General features: G+C 53.5%; 27 protein-coding genes and 1 tRNA gene. 13 read left to right on the top strand and 15 right to left on the bottom strand.

Going from position 1 to position 24,508, the window contains the following annotated elements:
* Position 1: 1 nt before the first annotated feature.
* On the bottom strand, positions 2-784 hold the full coding sequence (xth, locus tag QQL62_RS05565) for an exodeoxyribonuclease III (RefSeq protein WP_284376794.1): 783 nt from the start codon (positions 782-784) through the stop codon (positions 2-4).
* Positions 785-877: 93 nt separating this feature from the next.
* On the opposite strand from xth, the gene QQL62_RS05560 reads away from it, so the two are divergent.
* The gene (locus QQL62_RS05560) at positions 878-1,771 is read left to right on the top strand and encodes a sulfotransferase family protein (protein ID WP_284376792.1); all 894 of its coding nucleotides are present in this window, start codon (positions 878-880) and stop codon (positions 1,769-1,771) included.
* Here the strand turns inward: QQL62_RS05560 and erpA are convergent.
* Positions 1,768-2,103 carry an iron-sulfur cluster insertion protein ErpA gene (gene erpA, locus QQL62_RS05555; RefSeq protein ID WP_284376790.1) on the bottom strand — a complete coding sequence of 112 codons (336 nt, stop codon included), beginning with the start codon at positions 2,101-2,103 and terminating at the stop codon, positions 1,768-1,770. The two genes, QQL62_RS05560 and erpA, sit on opposite strands and share 4 nt — an antisense overlap.
* Before the next feature lie 79 nt (positions 2,104-2,182).
* On the opposite strand from erpA, the gene QQL62_RS05550 reads away from it, so the two are divergent.
* From QQL62_RS05550 to scpB, 6 genes are all read left to right on the top strand, one after another.
* Positions 2,183-3,343, top strand: coding sequence for a deoxyguanosinetriphosphate triphosphohydrolase (locus QQL62_RS05550; RefSeq protein WP_284376787.1), 1,161 nt, complete (start codon positions 2,183-2,185; stop codon positions 3,341-3,343).
* Positions 3,344-3,408: 65 nt separating this feature from the next.
* Positions 3,409-5,139 carry an arginine--tRNA ligase gene (gene argS / locus QQL62_RS05545; RefSeq protein ID WP_284376785.1) on the top strand — a complete coding sequence of 577 codons (1,731 nt, stop codon included), beginning with the start codon at positions 3,409-3,411 and terminating at the stop codon, positions 5,137-5,139.
* A 69-nt stretch (positions 5,140-5,208) separates the two neighbouring features.
* Positions 5,209-6,078: an SPOR domain-containing protein gene (locus QQL62_RS05540; RefSeq protein WP_284376783.1), complete on the top strand. Its 870-nt coding sequence runs from the start codon at positions 5,209-5,211 to the stop codon at positions 6,076-6,078.
* A 4-nt stretch (positions 6,079-6,082) separates the two neighbouring features.
* On the top strand, positions 6,083-7,069 hold the full coding sequence (gene nagZ / locus QQL62_RS05535) for a beta-N-acetylhexosaminidase (RefSeq protein WP_284376782.1): 987 nt from the start codon (positions 6,083-6,085) through the stop codon (positions 7,067-7,069).
* A gap of 29 nt (positions 7,070-7,098) precedes the next feature.
* A complete protein-coding gene (locus QQL62_RS05530) occupies positions 7,099-7,881 on the top strand; it encodes a segregation and condensation protein A (RefSeq protein ID WP_284376780.1) in 783 nt (260 codons plus the stop codon).
* Position 7,882: 1 nt separating this feature from the next.
* Positions 7,883-8,539 (top strand): SMC-Scp complex subunit ScpB, encoded by a 657-nt coding sequence (gene scpB, locus QQL62_RS05525; protein WP_284376779.1) that lies wholly within the window; start codon positions 7,883-7,885, stop codon positions 8,537-8,539.
* Positions 8,540-8,821: 282 nt separating this feature from the next.
* On the opposite strand, the gene QQL62_RS05520 is transcribed toward scpB, so the two are convergent.
* From QQL62_RS05520 to QQL62_RS05480, 9 genes are all read right to left on the bottom strand, one after another.
* Positions 8,822-9,655, bottom strand: a complete 834-nt coding sequence (locus tag QQL62_RS05520) for a CE1 family esterase (protein ID WP_284376778.1) — start codon at positions 9,653-9,655, stop codon at positions 8,822-8,824.
* Between the two features lie 95 nt (positions 9,656-9,750).
* Complete coding sequence (locus tag QQL62_RS05515) at positions 9,751-10,830, bottom strand: 2'-deoxycytidine 5'-triphosphate deaminase (RefSeq protein WP_284376777.1); 1,080 nt, start codon at positions 10,828-10,830, stop codon at positions 9,751-9,753.
* Between the two features lie 31 nt (positions 10,831-10,861).
* Positions 10,862-10,938, bottom strand: a tRNA-Pro gene (locus QQL62_RS05510).
* Between the two features lie 51 nt (positions 10,939-10,989).
* A complete protein-coding gene (locus QQL62_RS05505; RefSeq protein ID WP_284376776.1) occupies positions 10,990-11,775 on the bottom strand; it encodes a MerR family transcriptional regulator in 786 nt (261 codons plus the stop codon).
* 6 nt (positions 11,776-11,781) lie between these two features.
* Entirely contained in the window at positions 11,782-12,084 is a 303-nt protein-coding gene (gene ihfA, locus QQL62_RS05500; RefSeq protein ID WP_284376775.1) for an integration host factor subunit alpha, read from the bottom strand.
* An 88-nt stretch (positions 12,085-12,172) separates the two neighbouring features.
* A complete protein-coding gene (locus tag QQL62_RS05495; protein WP_284376774.1) occupies positions 12,173-13,144 on the bottom strand; it encodes a beta-ketoacyl-ACP synthase III in 972 nt (323 codons plus the stop codon).
* 15 nt (positions 13,145-13,159) lie between these two features.
* Positions 13,160-14,248 carry a phosphate acyltransferase PlsX gene (gene plsX, locus QQL62_RS05490; protein ID WP_284376773.1) on the bottom strand — a complete coding sequence of 363 codons (1,089 nt, stop codon included), beginning with the start codon at positions 14,246-14,248 and terminating at the stop codon, positions 13,160-13,162.
* 19 nt (positions 14,249-14,267) lie between these two features.
* Positions 14,268-14,474: a 50S ribosomal protein L32 gene (rpmF, locus tag QQL62_RS05485; RefSeq protein ID WP_284376772.1), complete on the bottom strand. Its 207-nt coding sequence runs from the start codon at positions 14,472-14,474 to the stop codon at positions 14,268-14,270.
* 141 nt (positions 14,475-14,615) lie between these two features.
* The gene (locus QQL62_RS05480; protein ID WP_284376771.1) at positions 14,616-15,176 is read right to left on the bottom strand and encodes a YceD family protein; all 561 of its coding nucleotides are present in this window, start codon (positions 15,174-15,176) and stop codon (positions 14,616-14,618) included.
* Between the two features lie 108 nt (positions 15,177-15,284).
* On the opposite strand from QQL62_RS05480, the gene QQL62_RS05475 reads away from it, so the two are divergent.
* Both QQL62_RS05475 and QQL62_RS05470 read left to right on the top strand, forming a co-directional pair.
* Complete coding sequence (locus tag QQL62_RS05475; protein WP_284376770.1) at positions 15,285-15,737, top strand: outer membrane protein assembly factor BamE; 453 nt, start codon at positions 15,285-15,287, stop codon at positions 15,735-15,737.
* A gap of 81 nt (positions 15,738-15,818) precedes the next feature.
* Positions 15,819-16,547 carry a GNAT family N-acetyltransferase gene (locus QQL62_RS05470; RefSeq protein WP_284376769.1) on the top strand — a complete coding sequence of 243 codons (729 nt, stop codon included), beginning with the start codon at positions 15,819-15,821 and terminating at the stop codon, positions 16,545-16,547.
* Here QQL62_RS05470 and moaA read toward each other — a convergent pair.
* Genes moaA through glmU form a run of 4 tightly spaced genes read right to left on the bottom strand, consistent with a single transcriptional unit; the run spans position 16,544 to position 21,449 of the window.
* Positions 16,544-17,554: a GTP 3',8-cyclase MoaA gene (gene moaA, locus QQL62_RS05465; RefSeq protein ID WP_284376768.1), complete on the bottom strand. Its 1,011-nt coding sequence runs from the start codon at positions 17,552-17,554 to the stop codon at positions 16,544-16,546. The genes QQL62_RS05470 and moaA overlap by 4 nt on opposite strands.
* A gap of 41 nt (positions 17,555-17,595) precedes the next feature.
* Positions 17,596-18,273: a DNA alkylation repair protein gene (locus tag QQL62_RS05460; protein ID WP_284376767.1), complete on the bottom strand. Its 678-nt coding sequence runs from the start codon at positions 18,271-18,273 to the stop codon at positions 17,596-17,598.
* Positions 18,270-20,093, bottom strand: coding sequence for a glutamine--fructose-6-phosphate transaminase (isomerizing) (gene glmS / locus QQL62_RS05455; protein ID WP_284376766.1), 1,824 nt, complete (start codon positions 20,091-20,093; stop codon positions 18,270-18,272). The genes QQL62_RS05460 and glmS overlap by 4 nt, the downstream gene beginning before the upstream one ends.
* A gap of 3 nt (positions 20,094-20,096) precedes the next feature.
* Positions 20,097-21,449 carry a bifunctional UDP-N-acetylglucosamine diphosphorylase/glucosamine-1-phosphate N-acetyltransferase GlmU gene (glmU, locus tag QQL62_RS05450; protein WP_284376765.1) on the bottom strand — a complete coding sequence of 451 codons (1,353 nt, stop codon included), beginning with the start codon at positions 21,447-21,449 and terminating at the stop codon, positions 20,097-20,099.
* Between the two features lie 165 nt (positions 21,450-21,614).
* Here glmU and QQL62_RS05445 point away from each other — a divergent pair, with 165 nt between their 5' ends.
* From QQL62_RS05445 to QQL62_RS05430, 4 genes are all read left to right on the top strand, one after another.
* The gene (locus QQL62_RS05445; protein ID WP_284376764.1) at positions 21,615-22,292 is read left to right on the top strand and encodes an HAD-IA family hydrolase; all 678 of its coding nucleotides are present in this window, start codon (positions 21,615-21,617) and stop codon (positions 22,290-22,292) included.
* 2 nt (positions 22,293-22,294) lie between these two features.
* Entirely contained in the window at positions 22,295-23,488 is a 1,194-nt protein-coding gene (locus QQL62_RS05440) for a DegT/DnrJ/EryC1/StrS family aminotransferase (protein WP_284376763.1), read from the top strand.
* A gap of 126 nt (positions 23,489-23,614) precedes the next feature.
* A complete protein-coding gene (locus tag QQL62_RS05435) occupies positions 23,615-23,980 on the top strand; it encodes an NADH-quinone oxidoreductase subunit A (protein WP_284376762.1) in 366 nt (121 codons plus the stop codon).
* Positions 23,971-24,504, top strand: a complete 534-nt coding sequence (locus QQL62_RS05430; RefSeq protein WP_284376761.1) for a NuoB/complex I 20 kDa subunit family protein — start codon at positions 23,971-23,973, stop codon at positions 24,502-24,504. Before QQL62_RS05435 ends, QQL62_RS05430 begins: the two co-directional genes overlap by 10 nt.
* The last annotated feature ends 4 nt before the right edge of the window (positions 24,505-24,508 follow it).

The following is a 24,508-nucleotide window of genomic DNA, read 5'->3' as shown; positions in this document are numbered from 1 at the left end:
ATCAGATATCCAACTCGACCCAAACAGGGATGTGATCGGATGGCTTATCCTTGCCGCGCACCTCGCGGTCTGTTTGGCAATCACGCAACATATCAGCACAGCTGGGTGACAGCAGGAAATGATCAATGCGAATGCCATTGTTTTTTGGCCAAGCGCCCGCCTGATAATCCCAGAAGGTGTAATTCATTGCCGATGTATCGCGCGCCCGAAAGGCATCCGTCAGGCCAAGGTTTACGATCCGGCGATAGGCCGCACGGCTTGCGGGTAAATAGGCGGCATCATTTTCCCAAGGCTTGGTATCCCAGCAATCTTCGGCCTGCGGGATAATATTATAATCCCCCGCCAACAAGAAAGGCTCTTCGGCCGCTAACAGACTTTGTGCCTGTTTATATAGCCGCTCCATCCATGCCAGCTTGTAGTCATATTTTGGCCCTGGCACCGGGTTGCCATTGGGCAGGTACAGATTGCCAATACGCACGGCGTTTTTATCGCCAATTACGGTGGCCTCGATATAGCGTGCCTGCTCATCGCTGTCGTCACCGGGCAGGCCACGTGTGATGTCCTCTAGCGGGAACTTAGACAGCAATGCCACCCCGTTAAAGCTCTTCTGTCCATGGGTTTCGATATGATATCCGAGCGCCTCAATTTCTTCGCGTGGGAAATTTTCATCTATGGATTTGATTTCCTGAAGCATCGCCACATCTGGGGCGCTGTCGCGCAACCAGTCCAATAATGCGGGCAGGCGGGCTTTGATCCCATTGATATTAAAGCTGGCGATTTTCATGTTTGGGGCCTTTCATATGGGCGCAATCTATACCCCCCCGTCAAGCCTGCGCAAGTTAGGAATGCGTTAACTTTCAACTTCTAGGGTGAGCCCATGGAACAAAAAATCAAATTATTCGGCGAACGAAATACCGGCACACGGGCGATGATCCAGATGCTTCAAGGGGCCGAAGGGGTGACCCTGAATTCCGGGGGCGCTTCGGATACTATGGGCAATGTCGAATGGGCGAAGTTAAGCGCAGGGATTAACCTGTATTACCGGCGCGAGTATCGCAAGATCTATGTAGATGCCCTGCGCGATAACGTGGCCCATGAGACCAATCCTATCGCCGCATGGAAGCACGCTAGCCCGCGCTGGTCAGCAGATTTCGCCGACCAGCGGGTGTCTGTGTTGTTTGCCCTGCGCAATCCCTATTCTTGGGCCCTGTCTATGGCCCGTAAACCCTACCACATGAAGGCCGAGCGCACGGGCGATTTTGGTGCATTTATTTCTCGGCCTTGGTTGACTGAACGGCGCGACAATTGCGGCATTGTTCTGGGATCGGTTTTGGGGCTTTGGAATCAGAAGCTTAGCGCTTATCTGGATTTCGCCGACCACGCGGCGCGCCATGATCTGCCGATACAGTTCCTGCGCTTCGAGGATTTTATCCAAGATCCCGCCGCACAGATGACAGAGGTGCTGCGCGGTTTTGACCTGCCAGAAGCACAACTACAACCCATCGAACAATCGACCAAAAGTAACGGCAAGCCCTTGGACCAGCTACAGGAGTTTTATGCTGACGAGGGATGGAAGCATCGCTTAACCGCCCCTTGGGTAGAATCAATTAACGCTCAAATCGATCCGGCGCTGATGGAGCGTTTTGGCTATTCACGCCTAGATCCCCAAGATTTCCCAGTTCAGCTAGAACAGGACAATCAGCGCGCCTTTAGCATGGAAATGTTAAACTTGGGCCGCAAGATAACGCTGCAACAGGCCCAACACGCCTAGATAGAGAAGCTCGTCCCACAGCCGCAGCTGCTGGTGGCATTGGGGTTTTCGATGACAAAGCGCGCGCCGATCAACTCGGCGGTAAAATCGATCACCGCATCGGCCAAAAACGGCAACGATACCTGATCAATCAGCACTCGTTGCCCGTCCTGTTCTAGAACCATGTCGTCCGCATCTGCCTGCTCTTCAAGCGTAATCTCATATTGAAATCCAGAACATCCCCCGCCCTCGACCGCCACGCGTAGGGCCTGTGGTTCAGCGGTGTTTGCGTTGATCTGTGCCAATTGGGCAAAGGCACGTTCGGTTACTTGCGGGGGCAGGGTAAGGTCCATCTTTCACGGCTCTCTTATTTGCTGTACAGGGGTAATATAAGCCGACCAAAGAACGGCTACAAGACAAAGGCGATCACAAATGTGTAGCATTATAGCATGCGACCCAACGAATACGCGCGGGCGGCAATTTCCCGAGGTCGAAAGCGCCCACCGTAGCCCTTTTCAGCGCGACCGCGACCGGATTATCCATTCCGCCGCCTTTCGGCGATTGAAACACAAGACCCAAGTATTTGTAGCCCACGAGGGCGATCATTTTCGCACCCGTCTGACCCATACCATTGAGGTCGGTCAGGTGGCTCGTACATTGGCCAAGGTGTTTGGCCTGAACATAGAGCTGACCGAGGCAATCGCACTGGCCCATGATCTGGGGCATACGCCTTTTGGGCATACGGGCGAGGATGCATTAGCCGCAGCAATGGCCCCTTACGGCGGGTTTGATCACAATGCGCAGGCATTGAAAATTGTCACAAACCTAGAGCGCCACTATGCAGGTTTTGATGGCATGAACCTGACATGGGAAACGCTAGAGGGCATTGCCAAGCACAACGGGCCAGTGCTGGGCGATCTGCCTTATGCGCTGTCGGAATTCAGCGCAGAGTTTGACCTAGAGTTACACACCCACGCCAGTGCCGAAGCACAGGTCGCGGCGATTGCTGATGACATTGCCTATAATAACCACGATCTGGATGATGGCTTGCGTGCGGGTAGCTTTTGCGTTGAGGAGCTACTGGATCTGCCCATTGTTGGGGCTTGCTTTGCTCAGGTGGATGCCCTGCATCCGGGCCTTGATCCCTCACGGCGACGCCACGAGGCCCTGCGGCGTGTTTTTGGGGTGATGGTGGATGATGTGATCCGTGAAAGTAAGGCGCGTATTGAGAAATCTGGCGCGCGCTCTGCCCAAGATATCCGCGCCATTGGAGCGCCGGTAGTTCAATTTTCATCCACAATGTGGCAAGACCTAAAGGTGATCCGCGCTTTTCTGTTCGATAACATGTACCGTTCACCACCCGTCGTGGAAATGCGTAAAGACTGTGCGCATGTGGTGGGAGAATTATTTGCCCGCTTCATGCAGGATAATGACGCGCTGCCCAAACATTGGGACATGGCGGGGCTGGATCAACAGGCCCGCGCACGCAGGGTATCGGATTATCTATCGGGCATGACGGATGGTTATGCATTAGGGCGCTTTGAACAGCTATTCGGGCGTTCGGCTTTGGCTGGCAAGGGATTTGATAAATAGGCAAAAGGGCTGGTGAAGGCGGCAGGCCTGTGGTAAATGCGCGCTAAATTATCCTTGGAAAAACGATGAACCTTTTTGCTGATATTCGTACGCTGGTGCTGGACGCGCTAACCCAAATGCAAACCGCAGGGGATTTGCCCGCTGAGTTGGATTTTTCAAACGTTAGCGTCGAGCCGCCACGCGATCCTTTGCATGGGGATATGGCTACGAATGCGGCGATGGTTTTGGCAAAGCCAGCCAAGGTCAACCCTCGTATGATTGCTGAAAAATTGGCACAATTGTTGCAAGGTGATACGCGGATTATCAGCGCCGATGTGGCTGGGCCTGGATTTCTGAACCTGCGTTTGGAAACAACAGCATGGCTGGCGATTATTCCCGAGGCATTGTCCAAGGGGGCTGATTTCGGACGCTCGGATATGGGGGCAAACAAGCGGGTGAATGTGGAATATGTGTCTGCCAACCCCACGGGCCCTTTGCATGTGGGCCATACGCGGGGTGCGGTATTTGGCGATGCGCTGGCCAGCCTGCTGGATTTTGCCGGCTATGATGTCACGCGGGAATATTACATAAACGATGGTGGTGCACAGGTCGATGTTTTGGCACGCTCTGTTTATCTGCGCTATCTAGAGGCCCATGGCCAAGAGGTGGCCTTTGAGGATGGTACGTATCCCGGCGATTATTTGATCGCGGTGGGTGATGCGCTAAAGGCCAAGGTGGGGGATGCTTATGTGGATCAACCCGAGGCGGTTTGGTTGGCGGACGTTCGTGTTTTTGCCACCGACGCGATGATGGATTTGGTGCGCAAGGATCTTGGGTCTTTGGGTATTAAGATGGATCATTTCTTCTCAGAGAAATCTCTATACGGTACAGGCGCGATAGAGGGTGCCTTGGATAATTTAGATGCTAAGGGGCTGATTTACGAAGGCGTACTAGAACCACCCAAGGGCAAAAAGCCCGATGATTGGGAGCCGCGCGAGCAAACTCTATTTAAATCCACCTTGCACGGTGATGATGTAGATCGTCCGGTTAAAAAATCTGATGGCGCATGGACATATTTTGCCCCCGATATTGCCTATCACAACAATAAGATCGAGCGCGGGTTTGATCTGTTGATTGATATTCTGGGGGCTGATCACGGTGGCTATGTAAAGCGGATGAAGGCGGCGGTTTCGGCGCTGTCTGATGGACGCGTGCCCTTAGATATCAAGCTAACACAGCTGGTGAAGCTGTATAAAAATGGCGAGCCGTTTAAAATGTCAAAACGCGCGGGGACATTTGTTACCTTGGCTGATCTGGTAGAACAGGTTGGCCCTGATGTGACACGTTTTGTCATGCTGACGCGTAAAAATGACGCCCCTCTTGATTTCGATTTCGACAAGGTGACAGAGCAATCCAAGGATAACCCTGTTTTTTATGTGCAATATGCCCATGCGCGGATTAATTCTGTGTTGCGCAAGGCAGCGGATTTAAAAATCTCCCCCGCGGATCAGGGTCTCAGCACCTTGCAACATGTGGGTGAATTAAATTTGGTGAAGAAATTGGCTGAATGGCCACGTCTTTTGGAATTGGCAGCGAAGCATAACGAACCGCACCGCATTGCCTTTTATCTATACGAGCTGGCCTCGGAATTTCACAGCCTGTGGAATTTGGGCAAGGAAGAACAGGCCGTGCGCTTCTTGCAAGAGGAGAATTTGGTCGCAACGGGCGATAAATTGGCCCTGATTTCTGCTGTAAAAGCCACAGTTGCGGCGGGCTTGGGCATTTTAGGTGTAACACCAATTGACGAAATGCGCTGATTGCTTAAAATAATGCTTAAATAACACTCGCATAAGCGGGGGATCGGGCTAACATGCCCCGGAGAGCACATGAGTAGATTTTTGAACCTTTGCGCCGCTACGGCGTCGATCGGGCTATTCGCGGCCGTGATCTATTGGGGGATTACCCTCAGCCAGCTGGACCCTAATCAGGTGCCTGTGATCAAGGCCGCCTTGGGGCCTGCGCGTATCGCACCCGTTGATCCCGGTGGCGATCAGGCCAATCACCAAGGGCTGGCCGTTAATCGTATCCAAGCAAATGGCGGCGCAGGCGAGACCGCAATGCAGGTGGTGTTGGCCCCTAAACCGCGCCCCTTTCAACCCGAGGATATCGCTGGCCTGACCCAAGAGGCCAGCCAAGTGGTTGCCCCTGTGGCAGGGGATGCTACATCGTCACCCCAGACTTTGGTCTCTGCTACTGTGCCTAGCCCCGTGCCGACCGCCGCAGTCGCCAACGCACCTGTATCAGAGCGCGTACTAAGCAAAGAAGAGGCCGATGTGGCACGTTGGGAAACGGATCAAGAGAAAAAGGCCGAGAGTGCTGAGGTTCTGCCATCTGTTGTTAAGAGCAAGCGGCCCCCGCGCCGACCGGCCGGTTTGACCAAATTGAAAGCCCCAGCCGAGAAGAAAACACTGGCCGGGAAGAAAACCACCAATGCGGCGATTGCCAAGGGCACGCCTTTGGTACAGATCGGGGCCTTTGATAACACCACGGTGGCCGAATCTGAATGGGCGAAGTTTTCGATCAAACATCATGATTTGATGGGCAATCGCCAATCCGTTATTCAAAAAATTTCTAACAGCGACAAAACATTTTATCGTCTGCGCATTCGAGGGTTTGATACCAGCAAGGACGCCAAGCGGTTCTGTTCGGCCCTAAAGGCGCGCGGTACAGATTGCATCACCACAACCGCGAGGTAGCATCATGCGCGCAGGGATTTTTGGCCTGTCTGGCACCAGTTTAACCAGCGAAGAGGCCGCATTTTTCAAGGATGTGACGCCTTGGGGCTTTATCCTTTTTGCTCGCAATATCGAAACACCGGATCAGGTTCGCGCCTTAACCCGTGAATTGCGCGATACCGTGGGTCATGATGCCCCGATTTTGATCGATCAAGAGGGCGGGCGGGTACAACGCCTGCGCGCGCCACAGTGGCGGGAATGGCCGGCACCGCTGGATCAGATGGCGCAAGTCGCACCAGAAAATGCCCGCCAAGCTATGGAATTGCGCTACCGCATTATTGCCCATGAATTGCGTGATCTTGGTATTGATGTGAACTGTGCGCCGATGCTGGATATTGCCACCGATGCGTCTCATGAAATCATCCTAAACCGCTGTTATGGGCATGATGTGGACAGTGTGGCCGATATGGGCCGCGCGGCGGCTGATGGGTTGTTGGCTGGCGGTGTTCTACCGATTATCAAACATATTCCGGGCCACGGGCGCGCGAATTTAGATAGCCATTTGGAATTGCCGGTGGTCAACACCCCGATGGCCGAATTGGACAGCACCGATTTCGAGGCTTTTCGCCGCCTGAAAGATCTGCCTATGGCGATGACGGCGCATATCACCTATTCGGATATTGATCCGGAAAACTGCGCCACCCTATCTGATCCGATGATGTCTATCATTCGGCGCAAAATTGGGTTCAAGGGATTGCTGATGAGTGATGATCTTTCGATGAAGGCCCTTTCGGGTAGTTTGGCAGATCGGGTTCAGAAATCCCTGTTCGTGGGGGTTGATATGATGCTGCATTGCAATGGAGACATGGATGAGATGCAAGAGGTTGCATCGAATTTACCGCGCCTTTCCGGCGGGGCCAAACGGCGCGCGGCGGCGGCACTTGAGTTGCGCAAAACCCCCGAAGCATTTGACATAGAAGCGGCTGATGCCACTTTCGCAAGCTTGCTGTAGGCGCGCAATTAGCGCAATATGCGGTGATTATGGAATCACAACAAAGTCTTGAACTAAGCGTATCTGATCGGCTGGCCGCCGAGGCCTTGGTGGTGGATGTTGAGGGCTATGAAGGCCCGCTGGACGTTCTGTTAACACTGGCGCGCACCCAAAAGGTGGATATGCGCCGCATTTCGGTTTTACATCTGGCACAGCAATATTTGGCCTTTGTCGAGGAGGCCAAACGGGTGCGCTTGGAATTGGCGGCGGATTATTTGGTGATGGCCGCTTGGCTGGCCTTTATTAAATCACGCCTGCTTTTACCCCAAGACCCGACAGAAGATGGCCCATCAGGCGAGGAATTGGCCGCGCATTTGGCGTTTCAATTGGAGCGCCTAGAGGCCATGCGGCGCGCGGCGGCCAAGCTGATGGCGCGTGATCAGCTGGGTCGAGATTTTTTCGCCCGTGGCATCCCTGAAGATTACAGCATTAAGAAAACCGTGCGCTACAGCTCTACCATTCTGGATTTGATGCAGGCCTATGCGCGCATTTCTACCAAGGGTGATTTTAAACCCCTGCACCTAGAGGAACGCGATAGCGTGTTTACCATGGAGCAAGCGCTGGAGCGTATGAAGGGGCTGATTGGCCATGCGATCGAGTGGGGCGAGCTACAGCAATTTCTGCCCGAAGGGGTGGCAAATGATGCCAAGCTGCGTAGATCGGCCACCGCATCCACCTTTGCGGCCATGTTGGAATTGGTCAAAGAGGGTAAATTGGATTTGCGCCAATCTGATACATTCGCCCCGATCCAAGTTAGACGTAAAGAGATTTAGCATGAGTGAAGAAAACACCACCGAGAGCCTGTTTGACGCGCCGCCCATGGCCGAACAGGAGCGCATGGTAGAGGCGATCCTGTTTGCCAGCGCCACACCGATGACGCGCCGTCAAATCGAGGCGCGTCTTCCCCATGGTTGTGATGTCAGCGAGGCCCTAGCACATGTTAAGCGGCGCTATGAGGGGCGTGGTGTGCAATTGATGCGTGCGGGCGAGGGCTATGCGTTTCGCACCAGTGCTGATCTGGGGTTTTTAATGCAGAAAGAAAGTGTCGAGACCCGCAAGCTATCGCGAGCAGCCATTGAGACACTGGCGATCATTGCGTATCATCAGCCCACAACCCGATCCGAAATCGAGGAAATCCGCGGTGTATCTGTATCCAGCGGCACCATCGACATGCTACTGGAGTTAGAGTGGATTAAGCTGGGGCGGCGGCGCATGACGCCCGGGCGGCCTGTGACCTTTATTGTGACCCAGCATTTCCTAGATCATTTTGGAATGGAGAGTGCCAAGGATTTACCGGGGGTGAAGGAATTGCGCGATGCGGGATTGTTGGACAATCGCCCCGCACCAGGGGCTATCCCGGGTGTTTTGCCGGATGCGGATCGCGGCGATGTGCCCGATCCAGAGGATGACCAAGAAGATATGTTTGAGTGAATAGGTTTATCACAAATATAATGCGCGTTGTTTTGTGGCGGTTTTTGTACCAAGGCATTCGTCAAGTGATTACATGGTGGGGCGACAGACAGGCCCGAAACCAATCCCCTGAACATGCCAAAATCACACGGGAACAATCCCGAAAAAATGCAAAAATCGCGTCACGCTTAACCCGCATGTTGCGAATGTTTGGTCGTTAAATAGCTGGTTAAAGCGGTCTTTCATTCGCCAAAAAAAACTTCCGAAGATATAAAGGCCAAATACCCAATCAATTGATACGCGCTATCGTCCGTTGAAAAAGCGCCAAGTCATAGAGGTGGCGTTGATCTCTTTGCTGGCAGGACCTTGCAGGCGCGTTCCTTGACCAGCTCCACCCGGCCACCCGTGTCCGTGGCCTTCTATTTCAACATAAGTAAGTGCCTTGCGACATCTGGAATATTGATAGATTTCCGCCTTTGTGCCGTCGTTATGGCGATCTACAACTTGGGGTGCATGTGCATTACCGCATTTGTTGCGTTTTGCCCAATTCGCAATTGTGGCTGTGGCTGATATCGTTTCACCCAATCTGCCAGCAGGGCGTCCTGCATGGGGTGAAATCGTATCTTCGGTTCCGTAAAAGAAAATGGCGGGAACGGATTTGCCATTTGCGCAGGTGTAGTTTGCAGCCAGTTTCGTGGCAGCAACGGAAATGCCGGCGATCAAATCTGGCCTGTCACAGGCCATGCGCATGGCCATGCCACCGCCATTTGAATGCCCCGCCAAAAAGACGCGCTTCGGATCCACATTCCTCGTCAAAACCAAATTGCCAATCAGATTACTAAGATATTTCACATCATCCGGTGCAGGCCGTGAATTGCGGCCATCGTTCCATTTGCGTTTTAGGCCTGTTGCAAAAACGGCAACAATACCATTTCGTTTTGCCAATATGTCAAAGCCTGTGCTTTTGCGCATACTGGCGGCTGTTCCCAAGAATGGATGAAGTGCGATTACAACAGGTGCTGGTTTTGATGGATCCGCGCGTCCATCAACGATTTCAATAATACGTCCTTGAAACCGTTCAGCGAATACTGGATTTGCAATGAATAAAAATGTTAAAATGGAAATCAAAAAGCGCATGAAAAGCTCCTAAAATCCTATTTTAGGACTGGGAGCGTACAGTGTCTATTTTTGGATAATGGGTTTGCGAAAAGTTGCAGAAAACCGCGCAAGCACTAAGGCGCCTTGAAATGCTTCGACAGCTTCAACCCTTGGCCCTGATAGTTGGATTTCAGATCAGCGCCGTAAAGGATATCTGGCACTTCTGCCATACGTTCATAGACCAGCCGCCCAACGGATTGACCATGTTCCAGCACAAATGGTGCCTCGTGACAGCGTACCTCTAGCACCCCGCGTGATCCTGTGCCGCCAGCCCCTGCATTGCCAAATCCGGGATCAAAGAAACCTGCGTAGTGCACCCGAAATTCGCCAACCATCGCTAGATAGGGCGCCATTTCCGCCGCACAGTTAGGGGGGATGTGCACTGCCTCGCGGCTGACAAGAATGTAAAATGCGCCCGGATCAAGGATGATGCGGGTATTTTGCGCATAGACGGGTTCCCAGAACTCATCGACCTCATAGTGGTCGATATTATCCAGATCTATCACGCCTGTATGAGGTTTGGCGCGGTAACCGACCAGATTGTTTTCTAGGCTTAGATCCACCGAAAACCCAAGGCCATCGTCGATCTGGGCCGTGCCATCCACAAGACCAATATCGGCGTGTAGCGCCGCAAGCTCGGCATCTTTTAGGACAGATTGCCCTTGGCGAAAGCGGATTTGATTAAGGCGCATACCGGGACGCACCAGTACCGAAAAACTGCGTGGAGAGATTTCAGCGAATAGAGGGCCAGTATAGCCCGCCTCGATACGGTCAAATTCAATACCATTGTCGACGATACAGCGGGTTAGTAGATCCAGACGGCCAGTTGAGCTTTTGGCATTGGCGACGGCATTGGTGTTGCGCTCTAGGTTTAGGGATTCCATCAATGGCACCACATAAACACAGCCCTTTTCTAGAACCGCACCATTGGTCAAATCGACCTCGTGCATCTGGAAATCCGCCAATCGATCTTTGACCGTATTTCCCGCCCCTGGTAAGAAAGATGCCCGTACGCGATATGCCTTGGTGCCAAGGCGTAAATCAAGGCTAGCGGGTTGAATCTGGCCATCTAGAACGGGGTGGTCTACAGCGATTTCGCCGCTGTGTAACATCGCGTTTATTTTTTGGCTTGGTAGTACCCCAGATTGTGACATCTATCCCCCTGAGTATGTGACCTAATGGTCTTGGTCGGGCTAGCAGGGTTCGAACCTGCGACCTCTCGTCCCCCAGACGAACGCGCTACCAGACTGCGCTATAGCCCGACTGAGTGCTGGTTAATCGGTGTTGGAAACAGTTGCAAGAGCGAATGCAAATTAAACCTGATCTAGGCGTCGCTTCATGCGATTTTTCAAACGTTGCAATTGGAAATATAGCTCTTCAACCTCGTCGATGTTTTCGCCCAATGTAGCGCCGTGGATATTCAGCGCGGTGAGGGCGGATGCGCCCTCGCTTTCGGTGCTTGGCATATCCTCGGGTGGGGATTTTGATTTGGAAACATGGCTGGTGATTAGCTCGCGCGCCGAATCTTCACCCGATAACTTAAACGGGATCGCATTAGGGATATCAGCTGATTGTTGAGTCTCTGCATCGTTCTCTTGGGCGGGGTCCTGATCGGCCACAGGGGCTGGGTTTGGTGTAGAAAAGCCCATGGCCGAGCCGTGGATTTCGCTAGGGGGTGTCTCGGGGGGCATTTCTGGGGGGGTCACGGTATTGGTCTCTGATTTCAGTTCAGTATTGAGGGTGTTCGATGTGTCGGTATTTGGGGTGTCGTGTGTTTTCGCAGCTGCGCGTTTTTTGGCGCGACGACCCTTTTCTGGGAAGAGCGGTTCCGGCGAGTGGGTCTCGATCTCGGGTATGCCTTCGGTCTTGATCAGATCCTGTACAGAGGCGATAGTTTTACCTTGGTCATGCAATAGGGCCTTTATGCCGCCAATTAGGCGCAGGTCCTCTGGGCGGTAATAGCGCCGCCCGCCAGCGCGTTTCACTGGCTTTATCTGTGAAAATTTACTTTCCCAGAACCGAAGAACATGGGATGGCGTATCCAACCAATCGGATACTTCGGTAATGGTGCGGAATGCCTGTGCAGTTTTTCTTGCCATTGAGGCCTACTTTTTGTTGCCGGCTGCGACCCTGTCTTTCATAGTAAGGGATGGTCTGAAGGACAGAACGCGACGGGGGTTAATGACCACTTCTTCGCCTGTTTTGGGATTGCGCCCAACGCGCGAGTTTTTATCGCGAATATTGAATGTGCCAAAGGACGAGATTTTGACGTTCTCGCCACGCACCAGAGAGTCAGAGATATGTTGCAATACGCTTTCGACCAGATCCGCGGATTCGTTACGCGACAGACCCACCTGTTCAAACACAGCCTCTGCCAAGTCCATTCTGGTTAAAGTTTCGCCAGCCATTCATCATCTCCCCTGTTTCAGGAATATAATATTGGCTTAGTCACCTTTGTGTCAACGTTTACCGCGTTGATTTTTGGCGAAAATAGCCCTACCAGCGGAAAACCACAGCGCCCCAAGCAAGGCCACCGCCGATGGCCTCGGTTAGAATCAAATCGCCTTGATTGAATTTACCCTGTTTTGCGCCTACAGAAATGGCCAAGGGAATCGATGCAGCGGATGTGTTGCCGTGGTCTTGGACGGTCAGAATCACCTTATCCATGCTTAGGCCCATTTTTTTGACCGTGCTTTTGATGATGCGCAGGTTGGCCTGATGGGGCACCACCCAGTCCACATCTGATGCGGCAATGCCCGCACGATCAAGTGCGGCATGCCCGCTGGCGGCCAATTTTGCTACCGCATGTTTAAAAACCTCTTGGCCTTGCATACGCAATTTCCCCGAGGTCTGGGTGGACGAGACGCCCCCATCTACATACAGCAGATCGTTATAGGTGCCATCGGATTGCAACTCGCAGGCAAGGATGCCACGATCATCCGAGGCGCCTGTGCCTGTCTGGGCCTCTAGGATCAACGCCCCTGCGCCGTCACCAAACAACACGGATGTTGTACGGTCTTCCCAATCTAGGATACGTGAAAATGTTTCAGCCCCTATCACAAGAATGCGTTTGGCTTGACCTGATGTGATCAGAGAGTTGGCCGTGACCAAGGCATAGGCAAAGCCTGCGCAAACCGCCTGAACATCAAAGGCAAATCCATGTTTCATGCCTAGGCCCGCTTGGATTTTGGTGGCGGTCGAGGGGAATGTTTGGTCTGGTGTGGATGTGGCCAGAACGATGGCGTCGATATCGGCGGCTGTTAGCCCCGCGTTCTTCAGCGCATCCTGAGCGGCGGCGATCCCAAGGTCAGATGTAAGCTGGTCATCAGCGGCGATGTGACGTTGGCCAATGCCGGTGCGCGCGCGGATCCATTCATCACTGGTGTCTACGGTTTTTGCGAGTTCGTCATTGGTGACGATATTTTCAGGAAGGTAGTGGCCTGCACCAACTGGGACTGCTCTGATCATCGCTTTTACCTATTTTTACTTTTTTATAGTTTCACCATCAGAGGTGGCGGATGCAACCCTTGCGGCGAGTTTTTCATCGAAGTTCATTTCTGCCAGCTGAAACGCCAGCTTGATGGCCGCGGAAATCCCCGTAGCATCGGCAGCACCATGAGATTTAACGACCGTGCCATTTAGGCCCAGAAATACGCCACCATTTTTACGCCGCGGATCAATGCGACGCGACAGACGTTTTAGGGATGTCATGGCAAAGAGGGCGCTGAGGCGGGACAAGAGTGTTGCCTTGAAGCTATCGCGCATGGCGCCGGCGATCAAGTTCACGGTGCCTTCGCCTGTTTTCAGCGCTATGTTGCCTGTGAAGCCATCGGTTACGATCACGTCGATCTTGTCCGATGGGATATCATTACCTTCGATAAAGCCGACGTATTCAAAATCGGTGGTGTCGAAGGTTTCGCTGATCAGGTCGTTTGCCTCGTGTAATTCGGGGCGGCCTTTGTGTTCTTCTGTGCCAACGTTAAGCAAGCCGACGCGGGGTTTTTTGATGTTGAATCCGTTACGGGCATAGGATGCGCCCATAAGTGCGTATTTCAGAAGATCAGGGGCATCGGCGCGGATATCTGCACCCACATCCAACATCACGTTAAATCCGCTGGGATTTTTCGAAGGCCATAGGATCGCAATGGCGGGGCGGTAGACGCCTGGTGCCTTACGAAGGCGCAACATGGATATGGCCATCAAGGCCCCCGTATTGCCGCAGGACACGGCCGCATGGGCCTGTTTATCACGCACAGCATCTACGGTATGCCACATAGATGTGTTTTTGCCATTGCGCATGGCATGGCTGGGTTTGTCATCCATGGTGATGACTTCTTCTGCGTGGCGGATCTCACAGATGTCAGACAGGCCGCGTTTGGTCACCAAGGGGGACAATACCGCCTGATCGCCATTTAGGATAAACCGAATGCGGGGGTTTTTCTTGGCAGACATAAAAAGGCCGCTGACGACAGCGCCAGGGCCTTGGTCGCCGCCCATGGCGTCGACAGAAATGACTATGTCGCGGGACATATCAGGTGACGAAGAGCTGATCGATTTGGCGGAATCGCGCATGACGGATCAGCTCCTAGCTTTAGGCAGCGTCGTCGTCCAGATCAATGTCGTCGGCCTGTGCCACGACTTCGCGGTCATCATAGTGACCACATGCGCCACAAACGTGATGCGGGCGCTTCAGCTCGCCACAGTTTGGGCATTCATTTGGATTGCCAGCAACCAATGCGTCATGTGAACGACGATTGTTCCGACGAGAGCGGGTAATTTTACTTTTGGGGACAGCCATGTCACAACCTCGAAGTTAAGGCATTTTGCCTTTGGAAAAGCGGAATTTGAGTACAGCGCGTACCCGATTACCACAGGAATACAAGAGCCGCGAAAATACAAAGATTTAGCATAATCGCAAGCCCTAATCGGTGGGTATTGTCTAACTTTTCAACTTATCTTTCAAACTGGCCAGTGCAGCAAAGGGTTTTACGGCCTCATCAGTCAGTGGCGTCACGCCTTTGGGGGCCGAAAGGCTGGTTTCTAAGCTGGTTCCATTGATTCGCGGAAAGTCATCAATGTTAAGGGAAATCGACTCGCGGATCAGATCAATCAGGTCAATCTCGGCGGGCAGAGGCTCAATTTCTGCGTTCAGCTCTTCCTCGGTAGTGAACTCCGCGTCATAGGCCTCGAAATCATGAAGATAGCGGCGGCTAATCCCAATATCTAAGCGGGTTTTGATATCGTCGTTGCTGATGACACAGGCCTGCACCACGGATGCGCCCACGCTGGCCGTTAGGGCCCAATCGGTGCGCCCCTCGGAGGTGATCTCGCCTTCTAGGGTGACCTTTGATAGTCGTCTAAGGGTGAGGTCATTCTGAATTTGCGCGGTCTGCGCGTCATCTAGGCGCAGGGCAAAACGGCGGGGGCGATTCTGCGACAGCTCGGCCAATATGATCACGCTGTCAGTTTGGGCCGCAGGGGGCTTCGGATTCTTGCTCATTTGGTGAAATCCCTTGATTTCTGATTGCGTCGGCGCACAAGTTGTTTGATTGTAGCGGTTCCACAGGGTATGTGACACCTTAGAATGTGTTAGGGGCGAAAACAAAGAATGTCAAAAACTGCTTGTCGTGTAACCATGAGCCTGCTTCTCTGTGCCTCTCTTGCTGCCTGTAGCGCGACCTTTCGCGATCATGGGTATTTGCCGGATCAGGATACGCTGGATCAGGTGGTGGTTGGCGTCGACAATCGCGCCTCGATCGAAGATATTTTAGGGGCGCCAAATTCAACAGGACTGTTGGTGGATGGGGATTGGTATTACATCCGCTCGCGGGTGCGTTCCTATGCGTTTTTTGAGCCTAAGGTGGTCGAGCGCGAGATGGTGGCGGTGTCCTTTGATGGCGAGGGTATTGTTGAAAACGTCGAGCGCTTTGGTATCGAGGATGGGCGGGTTATCACCCTAAGTCGCCGCGTAACCGAGCAACCAATCAAGGGCCCAACATTCCTACGCCAAGTTCTCAGCAGCCTTGGCAATTTGGATCCAGGCAGCCTGATTGACGGCTAGGCGGGTTTTGGGCTTGATCTATTTTAGAAAAGGGTCAAACTATTTTCAGATATGGACTGAAATCTGTTTTAGGTTGCGCCTATGGCCCACACTGATACACCCAGCTATCGCCTGCGACAAAGCCAATGTTCTGTGGATATCGACCGCGCGCGCCTCTTGCGTGGCGATTGCTTTCCCACCGATCATCAGCCCGATGAGTTTGACCAAGAGTGCCAGCATATCCTGATAGAAGACCAGCGTTCTGATCAGCTGGTTTGCACATTCCGCTACAAGGTTTTTAGCACTGGCGCGGCCCTTGATGGGGCCTATGCCGCCCAGTTTTACGGGCTGGAGAACCTATGGCGGTTTAAGCAGCCGATGCTAGAGATAGGGCGGTTTTGTGTGGCAGAGGGGATGGGGGATCCGACTATTTTGCGCCTTGCTTGGGCGCATATTGGCGGGATCGTTGATCGAGAAAACATCGGGATTTTATTTGGGTGTTCGTCTTTTGATGGGATTGATGTCGGGAAATATGCCCAGAGTTTTGCGCTGTTACAGCGGCGCTATCTAGCGCCTGATCAATGGCGTCTAGGGATCAAGGCACCGGAGGTTTTTCATCTTAACCCTGCCCAATTACCCCAACAGCTAGAGCCTGCGGTGGCACAGCGCGACCTGCCGCCTTTGCTGCGCAGCTATTTAACGATGGGGGGCTGGGTCAGCGATCATGCGGTGATTGATCGGCAGATGAATACCCTGCATGTGTTCACTGGTTTAGAAGTGGCATCAGTGCCACCTGCTCGGCGGCGATTTTTGCGCGCTGATCCGAATTAGCCGCCTGTATGGCTCATGTGGCGGGGCATTTCGCCCTCGACTTTTTGGCGGGAATAATCAAAATCGTGACCCTTGGGCTTTTTGGCAATGGCGGCATGGATGGCCTCTATCACAGGGGCGTCGGTTTCATTGGCGCGCAAGACGCGGCGCAAATCGATTTGTTCTTCCTGGCCAAGGCATTGATATAATTCGCCGGTACAGGTTAGGCGCACGCGGTTACAGCTTTCGCAGAAATTATGGGTTAGGGGGGTGATAAAGCCGATCTTCTGGCCGGTTTCTGCCAGTCGAACATAGCGCGCAGGGCCGCCCGTGCGCTCGGCGCTATTCTCCAATGTCCATGTTTTGGCTAATTGGGCACGCAGATCGGTTAGGGGCCAGTATTGATCAAGGCGATCCTCATTGCCGATATCACCCATAGGCATTACCTCGATAAAGGTGATGTCCATATCGCGCGAGGCGCACCATTCCACCAGCTTTTCCAGCTCGTCGTCATTACCGCCGCGAAGGGCGACGGCGTTGATTTTAACGCGCAGGCCTGCCTCTTGTGCCGCATCGATGCCATCCAGCACCTGCGCCAAGCGACCCCAGCGGGTAAGAGAGGCGAATTTTTCTTCGTCTAGCGTGTCCAGTGAGATATTTACGCGCCGTACGCCTGCTGCGAATAAATCATGGGCAAAGCGGCGCAATTGCGACCCATTGGTGGTTAGGGTCAGTTCAGACAACGCACCAGATTCTAGGTGGCGAGACATAGCGCGAAAGAACTCCATGATGCCGCGCCGCACCAGAGGCTCGCCACCCGTGATACGCAGTTTTTTCACGCCTTGGGAAATAAAGGCCGAGCACAGGCGATCCAGCTCTTCTAGGGTTAGCAATTCTTTCTTGGGCAGAAATTGCATGTTTTCAGACATACAGTATACACAGCGAAAATCGCATCGATCGGTGACCGAAACCCGCAAATAATCAATGGTGCGGGCATAGGGGTCTATCAATTGGGGAATAGTGCTCATGAGGCGAACCTAGGGGGTGCCGTGAATAGGCGCAAGGGCGCTCACAGATGTTTGTTCGCCTCGGCTAGGGTCAGCGGGTTCATCTGCGCAGAAAACTCATCTAAAAATGCCTGCGTTTGATTGGGGGCATGTTTCCCCAGCGTGCGTAGCCAATCGGCTAATGCACGTTGCACGAATGTATTGTGATCGCCCACCAATTGGCCAGCCATGCCAAGAATCGCATCCCGTTGTGCCTGTTCCGCTTGCTTTGGGTTGTTCAGCTTGGTCAAAGGCTGGGTAATCATCAGGGTCGCGGCACGGTGCCAGGGGCTGTCGACCTCGGCCCAGTTTTCCAAGATTTCAAACCGATCGGGTACGGCCATAAAGCGGCGGGCAAGAGCGCCCATGACCTGTTCGCCGATGGCCCAGCCATCCAGATCATCGATCCAAGAAATCAGCGTATCCCAAACCGCCGCATCGGGGGAAATACGCGCCTGCGTTAGCAATTTAGCCGCCGCGATACGGGCCTCGAAAATATTGCTGTCCCATAGGCCGGCGGCCAAGGTTAGGCGATCCGCCCCGTCAACATCCGCGCGCCATTGCTTGTATAACACATCGATTTCAGGATTGGTCACGCCCAAATAGGGGCGCTCGATTTTATTCTGCTTGGCCTGTTTTTGGGCGCGGGCGGGGTTGGCTAGTGCACTCAGTTGCTCAAGGGCGGTGTTCAGGGTGATCATTCGACGGTTACCGATTTTGCAAGGTTACGCGGCTGGTCTACATCGGTGCCTTTGTGCACCGCGGTGTGATATGCCAACAGCTGGGCTGGCAAGGCATATAGAATAGGGGCCAGCGCGTCCAGCACATCTGGCATGATAATTGTTTTCCAGGTGCCGTTTTCGGCCTCTTGGGCGCCAGCGGCATCGGTAATCAGCAACACCTTGCCCCCGCGCGCCATCACCTCTTGCATATTTGACACTGTTTTATCGAACAGATCATCCTTGGGGGCGAAAACGATGACGGGCATGGTTTCATCAACCAAGGCAATTGGCCCATGCTTCAGCTCGCCGCTGGCATAGCCCTCGGCGTGGATATAGCTGATCTCTTTGAGCTTTAGGGCACCTTCTAAGGCCAGCGGGAACATGGCCCCACGGCCCAAGAATAGGGCATCATCGGCCTTGGATAATTCCAGTGCGGTAGTCTTGATCTCAGTTTCCAGAGCAAGGGATTGATTCATCAGGCCGGGCAGGGTCTGCATGGCGCGGCACAGCTCTGCCTCTTGGGCTGGGGTGAGTTGTTGGTTCTCGCGTGCGGCCTTGATCATCAGGGCAAACAGCACCATCAACTGGCAAGTAAAGGCCTTGGTCGAGGCCACGCCGATCTCAGCACCGGCATAGATTTGCAGGGCAGCATCGGCCTCGCGCTCGATTGTGCTTTCTTCGACATTGACGATACCCATCGTTTTAACGCCTTGGGATTTACAATAGCGCAGGGCGGCCAATGTATCGGCGGTTTCGCCGGATTGGCTAACGAATATTGCCACACCATTTGCATCCATTGGCGGTGCGCGGTAGCGAAATTCCGATGCCACATCTAGCTCGACTGGGATGCGCGCGATTTGCTCGAACCAGTATTTAGCCACGTTACAGGCAAGGTATGCCGTGCCGCAGGCCACCATGGTGATGCGGGTGGTCTTTGCGAAATCGATGTTCAGGTTTGCCACGTCGATCGCATTGCGATTTTGGCTTAGGTAGTGTGAAAGGGTGCCTGATATCACCGAGGGTTGCTCGGCGATTTCTTTGGACATGTAGTGTTTGTGCGCACCCTTGTCGGCGGATTGGGTCGAAAGATTAAGCTCGCGCATCTCGCGATTGGCTAGGGCGCCATTTGTGTCATAAACGTCTACGCTGTTGCGGGTAATCACGGCCCAGTCACCCTCTTCTAGATAAGTGATTTTATTGGTCATGGGGGCCAGCGCGATGGCATCAGATCCAACAAACATTTCGCCCTCTCCATGGCCAATAGCCAAGGGAGATCCCTTGCGTGCGGCAATCAACAGATCCTCTTCGCCGTCAAATAGGAAACAAAGCGCAAAGGCGCCATCCAACATGGCGATGGTTTTTTCCGCGGCCTCTTTGGGGGGCGCGCCACCATCCATAAAGCTCATACACAGTTGTACGATGGTTTCGGTATCGGTTTCTGTGCGAAATTCAGCGCCGTTGTTCAGCAGCTCTTCGCGCAGGGACTTGAAGTTCTCGATGATGCCATTGTGAACAACGGCCACACGGCCTGCACGGTGTGGGTGGGCATTGGCCACCGTGGGCGCGCCGTGGGTTGCCCAGCGGGTATGCCCAATGCCAGCCTTGCCCTTGATCGGGTCATGCACCAGCATATCTGACAGATTTACCAGCTTACCCAGCGCGCGCCGTCGTCCCAATTTGCCATCATCAATGGTGGCAATGCCCGCGCTGTCATAGCCGCGGTATTCCAGTCGCCGCAGGGCATCCACCAAAATGGGGGCCGCTTCGTGATTTCCAAGTACACCTACGATTCCACACATGGTTTAATCCTTTTTCAGCGCTGCTTTTGCAGCTTTGAGTTTTGACATAAGTTTCAGGGCCAGACCAGTTTTATTCGCCTGCGTAGCCCTCGCCAGCGCCAGATCGCCATCGGCCACATCCCGTGTGATAACCGAACCAGACCCCGTAAGCGCATCATCGCCAACGCGTACAGGGGCCACAAGCATGGTGTTCGATCCGATAAAGGCACGCGCACCGATTTCTGTGTGGTGCTTGAAATAGCCGTCATAGTTACAGGTGATCGTCCCCGCGCCGATATTGGCCGCATCGCCGATGCTTGCATCACCAATATAGGACAGGTGATTGACCTTAGCACCTTCGCCGATGGCGGCGTTTTTAATCTCGACGAAGTTCCCAACGCGCGCACCATCTGCCAGCTCAGCACCGGGGCGCAGGCGGGCATAGGGGCCAACCACCACATGTTGCGAGATATGCGCCCCTTCGATATGACTAAAGGCGCGAATATGCGCATCTGTTTCCACCGTAACACCAGGCCCAAAGACCACATTCTGCTCGATCACTACATCGCGGCCCACATGTGTATCATAGGAAAACCACACGGTTTTTGGATCTAGCAGGGTTGCGCCATTGTCCATCGCGGATGCGCGGGCTTTGTCTTGAAAATGCGCCTCCGCTATGGCCAGTTCACGGCGCGAGTTAACGCCCATGGCGTCTTGGGCGGTACATTCCACCGCCGCACAGCTCAGGCCCCGCGCCCGCGCAAGGCTGACAACATCGGTGAGGTAATATTCGCCGCTGGCGTTATCATTGGTGATTTCAGAGATCAGATCAAACAGCAGGTCACGCGGTGCGCAAATGACGCCCGAGTTACACAGGCGAATTTCTTGTTGCTCTGGTGTGGCATCTTTGGCCTCGACAATGGCATCAAGTGCGCCGTCTTTGATCACCAATCGCCCATAGTTTGACGGGGCAGGCACATCAAAGCCCAGCACAACCACGCTGGCGCCATCTGTGCGCTTTTGGGCCATTTGATCCAGGATTTCTGGGGTGATAAAGGGCGTATCCCCATACAGAACATAGACATCGCCATCGAAACCGCTCAGCGCATCGCGCGCCTGATCAACGGCATGGCCGGTGCCATTTTGGGCTGTTTGTAGGACAATCTGGGCATCTTCATCATATTTTTTAGCGGCGGCGGTGACTTGATCGGAACCGTGGCCAGCAACGATGATGGTCTTTTGGGCGTTGATTGCTTGGGCGCAAAAGATCGAATGTGCCAACATCGGCGCGCCTGCCAGCGGGTGCAGAACCTTTGGCAGATCTGATTGCATACGCGTGCCTTTGCCTGCTGCGAGAATTACCACTGCTTTTGTCATATTATAGTGCCTTGTTTTTGTCGTTGGTGGCCGAAGCATTCTTTTAAACTTAAAGTAGACTTAACAAAAGACATAAGGTGCTCAAGAAAGCTTTCAATCCGTTACGGTTTTGTGGCATGAATTTTTTATCAGTTTTACGGCCAAGTACCAGCATAGGGGAATAAAATGAAATCGGTGGTTTTTGATCTGGATGGGACATTGGCCGATACCAGTGCGGATTTAATTGCCTCGGCCAATGCCTGTTTTGCGGATCTGGGCTTGGGCACACCGCTGGATCCTGTGGCGGATGCGCTAACCGCTTTTGCCGGTGGGCGAGCGATGCTGGGATTGGGATTCGAGCGATTGGGAGTATCGGATACCAGCGCAATCTCGCGCGAATTTCCAAACCTATTGGCTCATTATGCGCGGGATTTGGATGTGCATACGCGGCTTTATGATGGGGTCGAGGCCTGCTTGCAGGGGCTGTTGAAGCAGGGGTATGCCTTGGGGGTGTGCACCAACAAGCCGGCGGGCTTGGCCGAGGATCTGCTGGTGCGGCTGGGCATCCGTGATTATTTTTCTGCAATGCTTGGGGCGGATAGCTTGCCTGTGCGCAAACCTGACCCAGAGCATTTATGGGCCACCATTGATGCCATGGGGGGCACACGCGGTTGTGGTGTGTTGATCGGTGATACCATTACCGATCGCAAGGCGGCGCAAAATGCTGGCCTACCCTGTATTCTGGTGGGGTTTGGCCCTTTGGGCGCGGGGGTGGCCGATATGAAACCTGCGGCGGTTCTGGATCATTACACAGATTTAGAGGCCATGCTTGGCCCGATTTTTGATGACTTAGAAAAGGTGTGAAGATGGGCGTGAAATTTAAGGGTGATTTCACCCAGCAAGAGCCAATCCCCGAGGCCGGTATTGAAGCGGCCGTGCGTGTGATGCGCCACGGGCGGCTACATCGGTATAACACCGTTGCGGGCGAGGTGGCCGAAACGGTGTTGTTAGAGCAAGAATTCGCGGCATTTACGGGGGCTAAATATTGCCTTGCGGTGGCATCGGGGGGCTATGCGCTGGGCGCGGCGTTGCGTGCGTTGGGTGTTGAACATGGGGATGCGGTTTTGACCAATGCTTTCACTTTGGCCCCTGTACCGGGGGCTATTGCATCTGTGGGTGCGCGCCCTGTGTTTGTCGAGGTGACAGGCGATTTGGTGATGGATTTAGACGATTTGAACGCCAAGATTCTATCCAGTGGCGCCAAGGTTTTGATGTTGAGCCATATGCGGGGACATATCGTGGATATGGATGCGTTAATGCAAATCTGCGATGGGGCTGGTGTGCAGGTGATTGAGGATTGCGCCCATACTATGGGGGCGGATTGGAATGGGGTGCCCAGCGGACGCCACGGGATTATTGGGTGTTATTCCACCCAGACCTTTAAGCATGTGAATTCGGGCGAGGGGGGATTGCTGATCACGGATGACGCAGATGCGATGGCACGGGCAACCATGTTGTCTGGCTCTTATATGCTGTATGAAAGCCACGGGGCTGGGGCGCCGGCAGAGGCATTTGACGATGTTCGCCTTGATACGCCCAATTGTTCAGGGCGGATGGATAATCTGCGCGCGGCGATTCTACGCCCACAGCTGGCGCAATTGCCTGCGCAGGCGGCGGCGTGGAATGCGCGTTATCGTGTATTAGAGGATGCCTTGGCACAGGTAGAGGGGCTACGATTGATTGATCGCCCAGCCAAAGAGGGGTTTGTGGCGTCATCCTTTCAATTCTGCCTAGATGACTTGGCGGCGGCGCCGATCGAGGCGTTTTTGGCAAGTTGTATGGCGCGCGGTGTGCAGATTAAATGGTTTGGGGCGGATCGGCCTGTTGGATTTACCTCGCGCCATGACAGTTGGCGCTATACAGAAGCACAGGATTTGCCGCGCACAGACAGCGTGCTGGCTGGGCTGATGGACATTCGCCTGCCGTTAACGATTGCGCCTGAGGATTACCGTGTGGTGGCGCAGATCATACGCGAAGAGTTGGCGGCGGTAATCCCCTAGGGCGTGGTGGATTTGTATCTAGGGTTAGAGTGCATCCGTTTTCACGTTCGAGTTTGTTGACCTTGAAGCATGTGACAGTTAAGCATGGAGAAGAATTCTTAGTTGCCAACGCTAAAGGGGATACCTTTGCAAGACTTGCTCTTAAATTACTTGCCTATTCTTGTTTTCTTGGGGGTTGCAGCTGGACTGGGTCTGGTGCTGATTTTGGCGGCATTGGTTTTGGCCGTACGCAACCCTGATGCGGAAAAAACATCTGCCTATGAATGTGGGTTTAATGCATTTGATGATGCGCGGATGAAGTTTGATATTCGGTTTTATCTGGTATCTATTTTATTCATTATTTTTGATCTAGAGGTGGCATTTCTATTCCCCTGGGCCACGGCATTTCAGCACCAAGGCGAGCTGGGGTTTTGGTCTATGATGATCTTCTTGGCTGTTTTGAGTATTGGCTTTGCTTATGAGTGGAAAAAAGGAGCCTTGGAATGGGAGTAGCGACATCCCCCAATACCGCAGGTGTTGATAAAGAGGTTGTGACATCAGCGCTGAACAGCCAGTTGCAGGACAAAGGGTTCCTGTTAACCAGCACAGAAGATATTATCAATTGGGCGCGCACAGGATCATTGCACTGGATGACCTTTGGGTTGGCGTGTTGCGCGGTTGAAATGATGCATGCGGCGATGCCGCGCTATGATATCGAACGTTTCGGCATTGCACCGCGCGCATCCCCACGCCAGTCGGATTTGATGATTGTGGCGGGCACATTGACCAATAAAATGGCACCGGCCCTGCGCAAGGTTTATGACCAGATGCCAGAGCCACGCTATGTGATTTCTATGGGATCCTGTGCCAATGGTGGCGGGTATTACCATTATTCCTATAGTGTGGTGCGCGGCTGTGATCGTGTGGTGCCTGTGGATGTTTATGTGCCTGGATGCCCCCCATCGGCCGAGGCCTTGCTCTATGGTCTGTTGCAACTACAACGCAAAATTCGCCGCACCGGCACCATTGTTAGGTAATTTG

Source organism: Amylibacter marinus, assembly GCF_030160015.1.
GTDB lineage: Bacteria > Pseudomonadota > Alphaproteobacteria > Rhodobacterales > Rhodobacteraceae > Amylibacter > Amylibacter marinus.
This window is presented reverse-complemented; position numbering and strand designations above follow the sequence as displayed.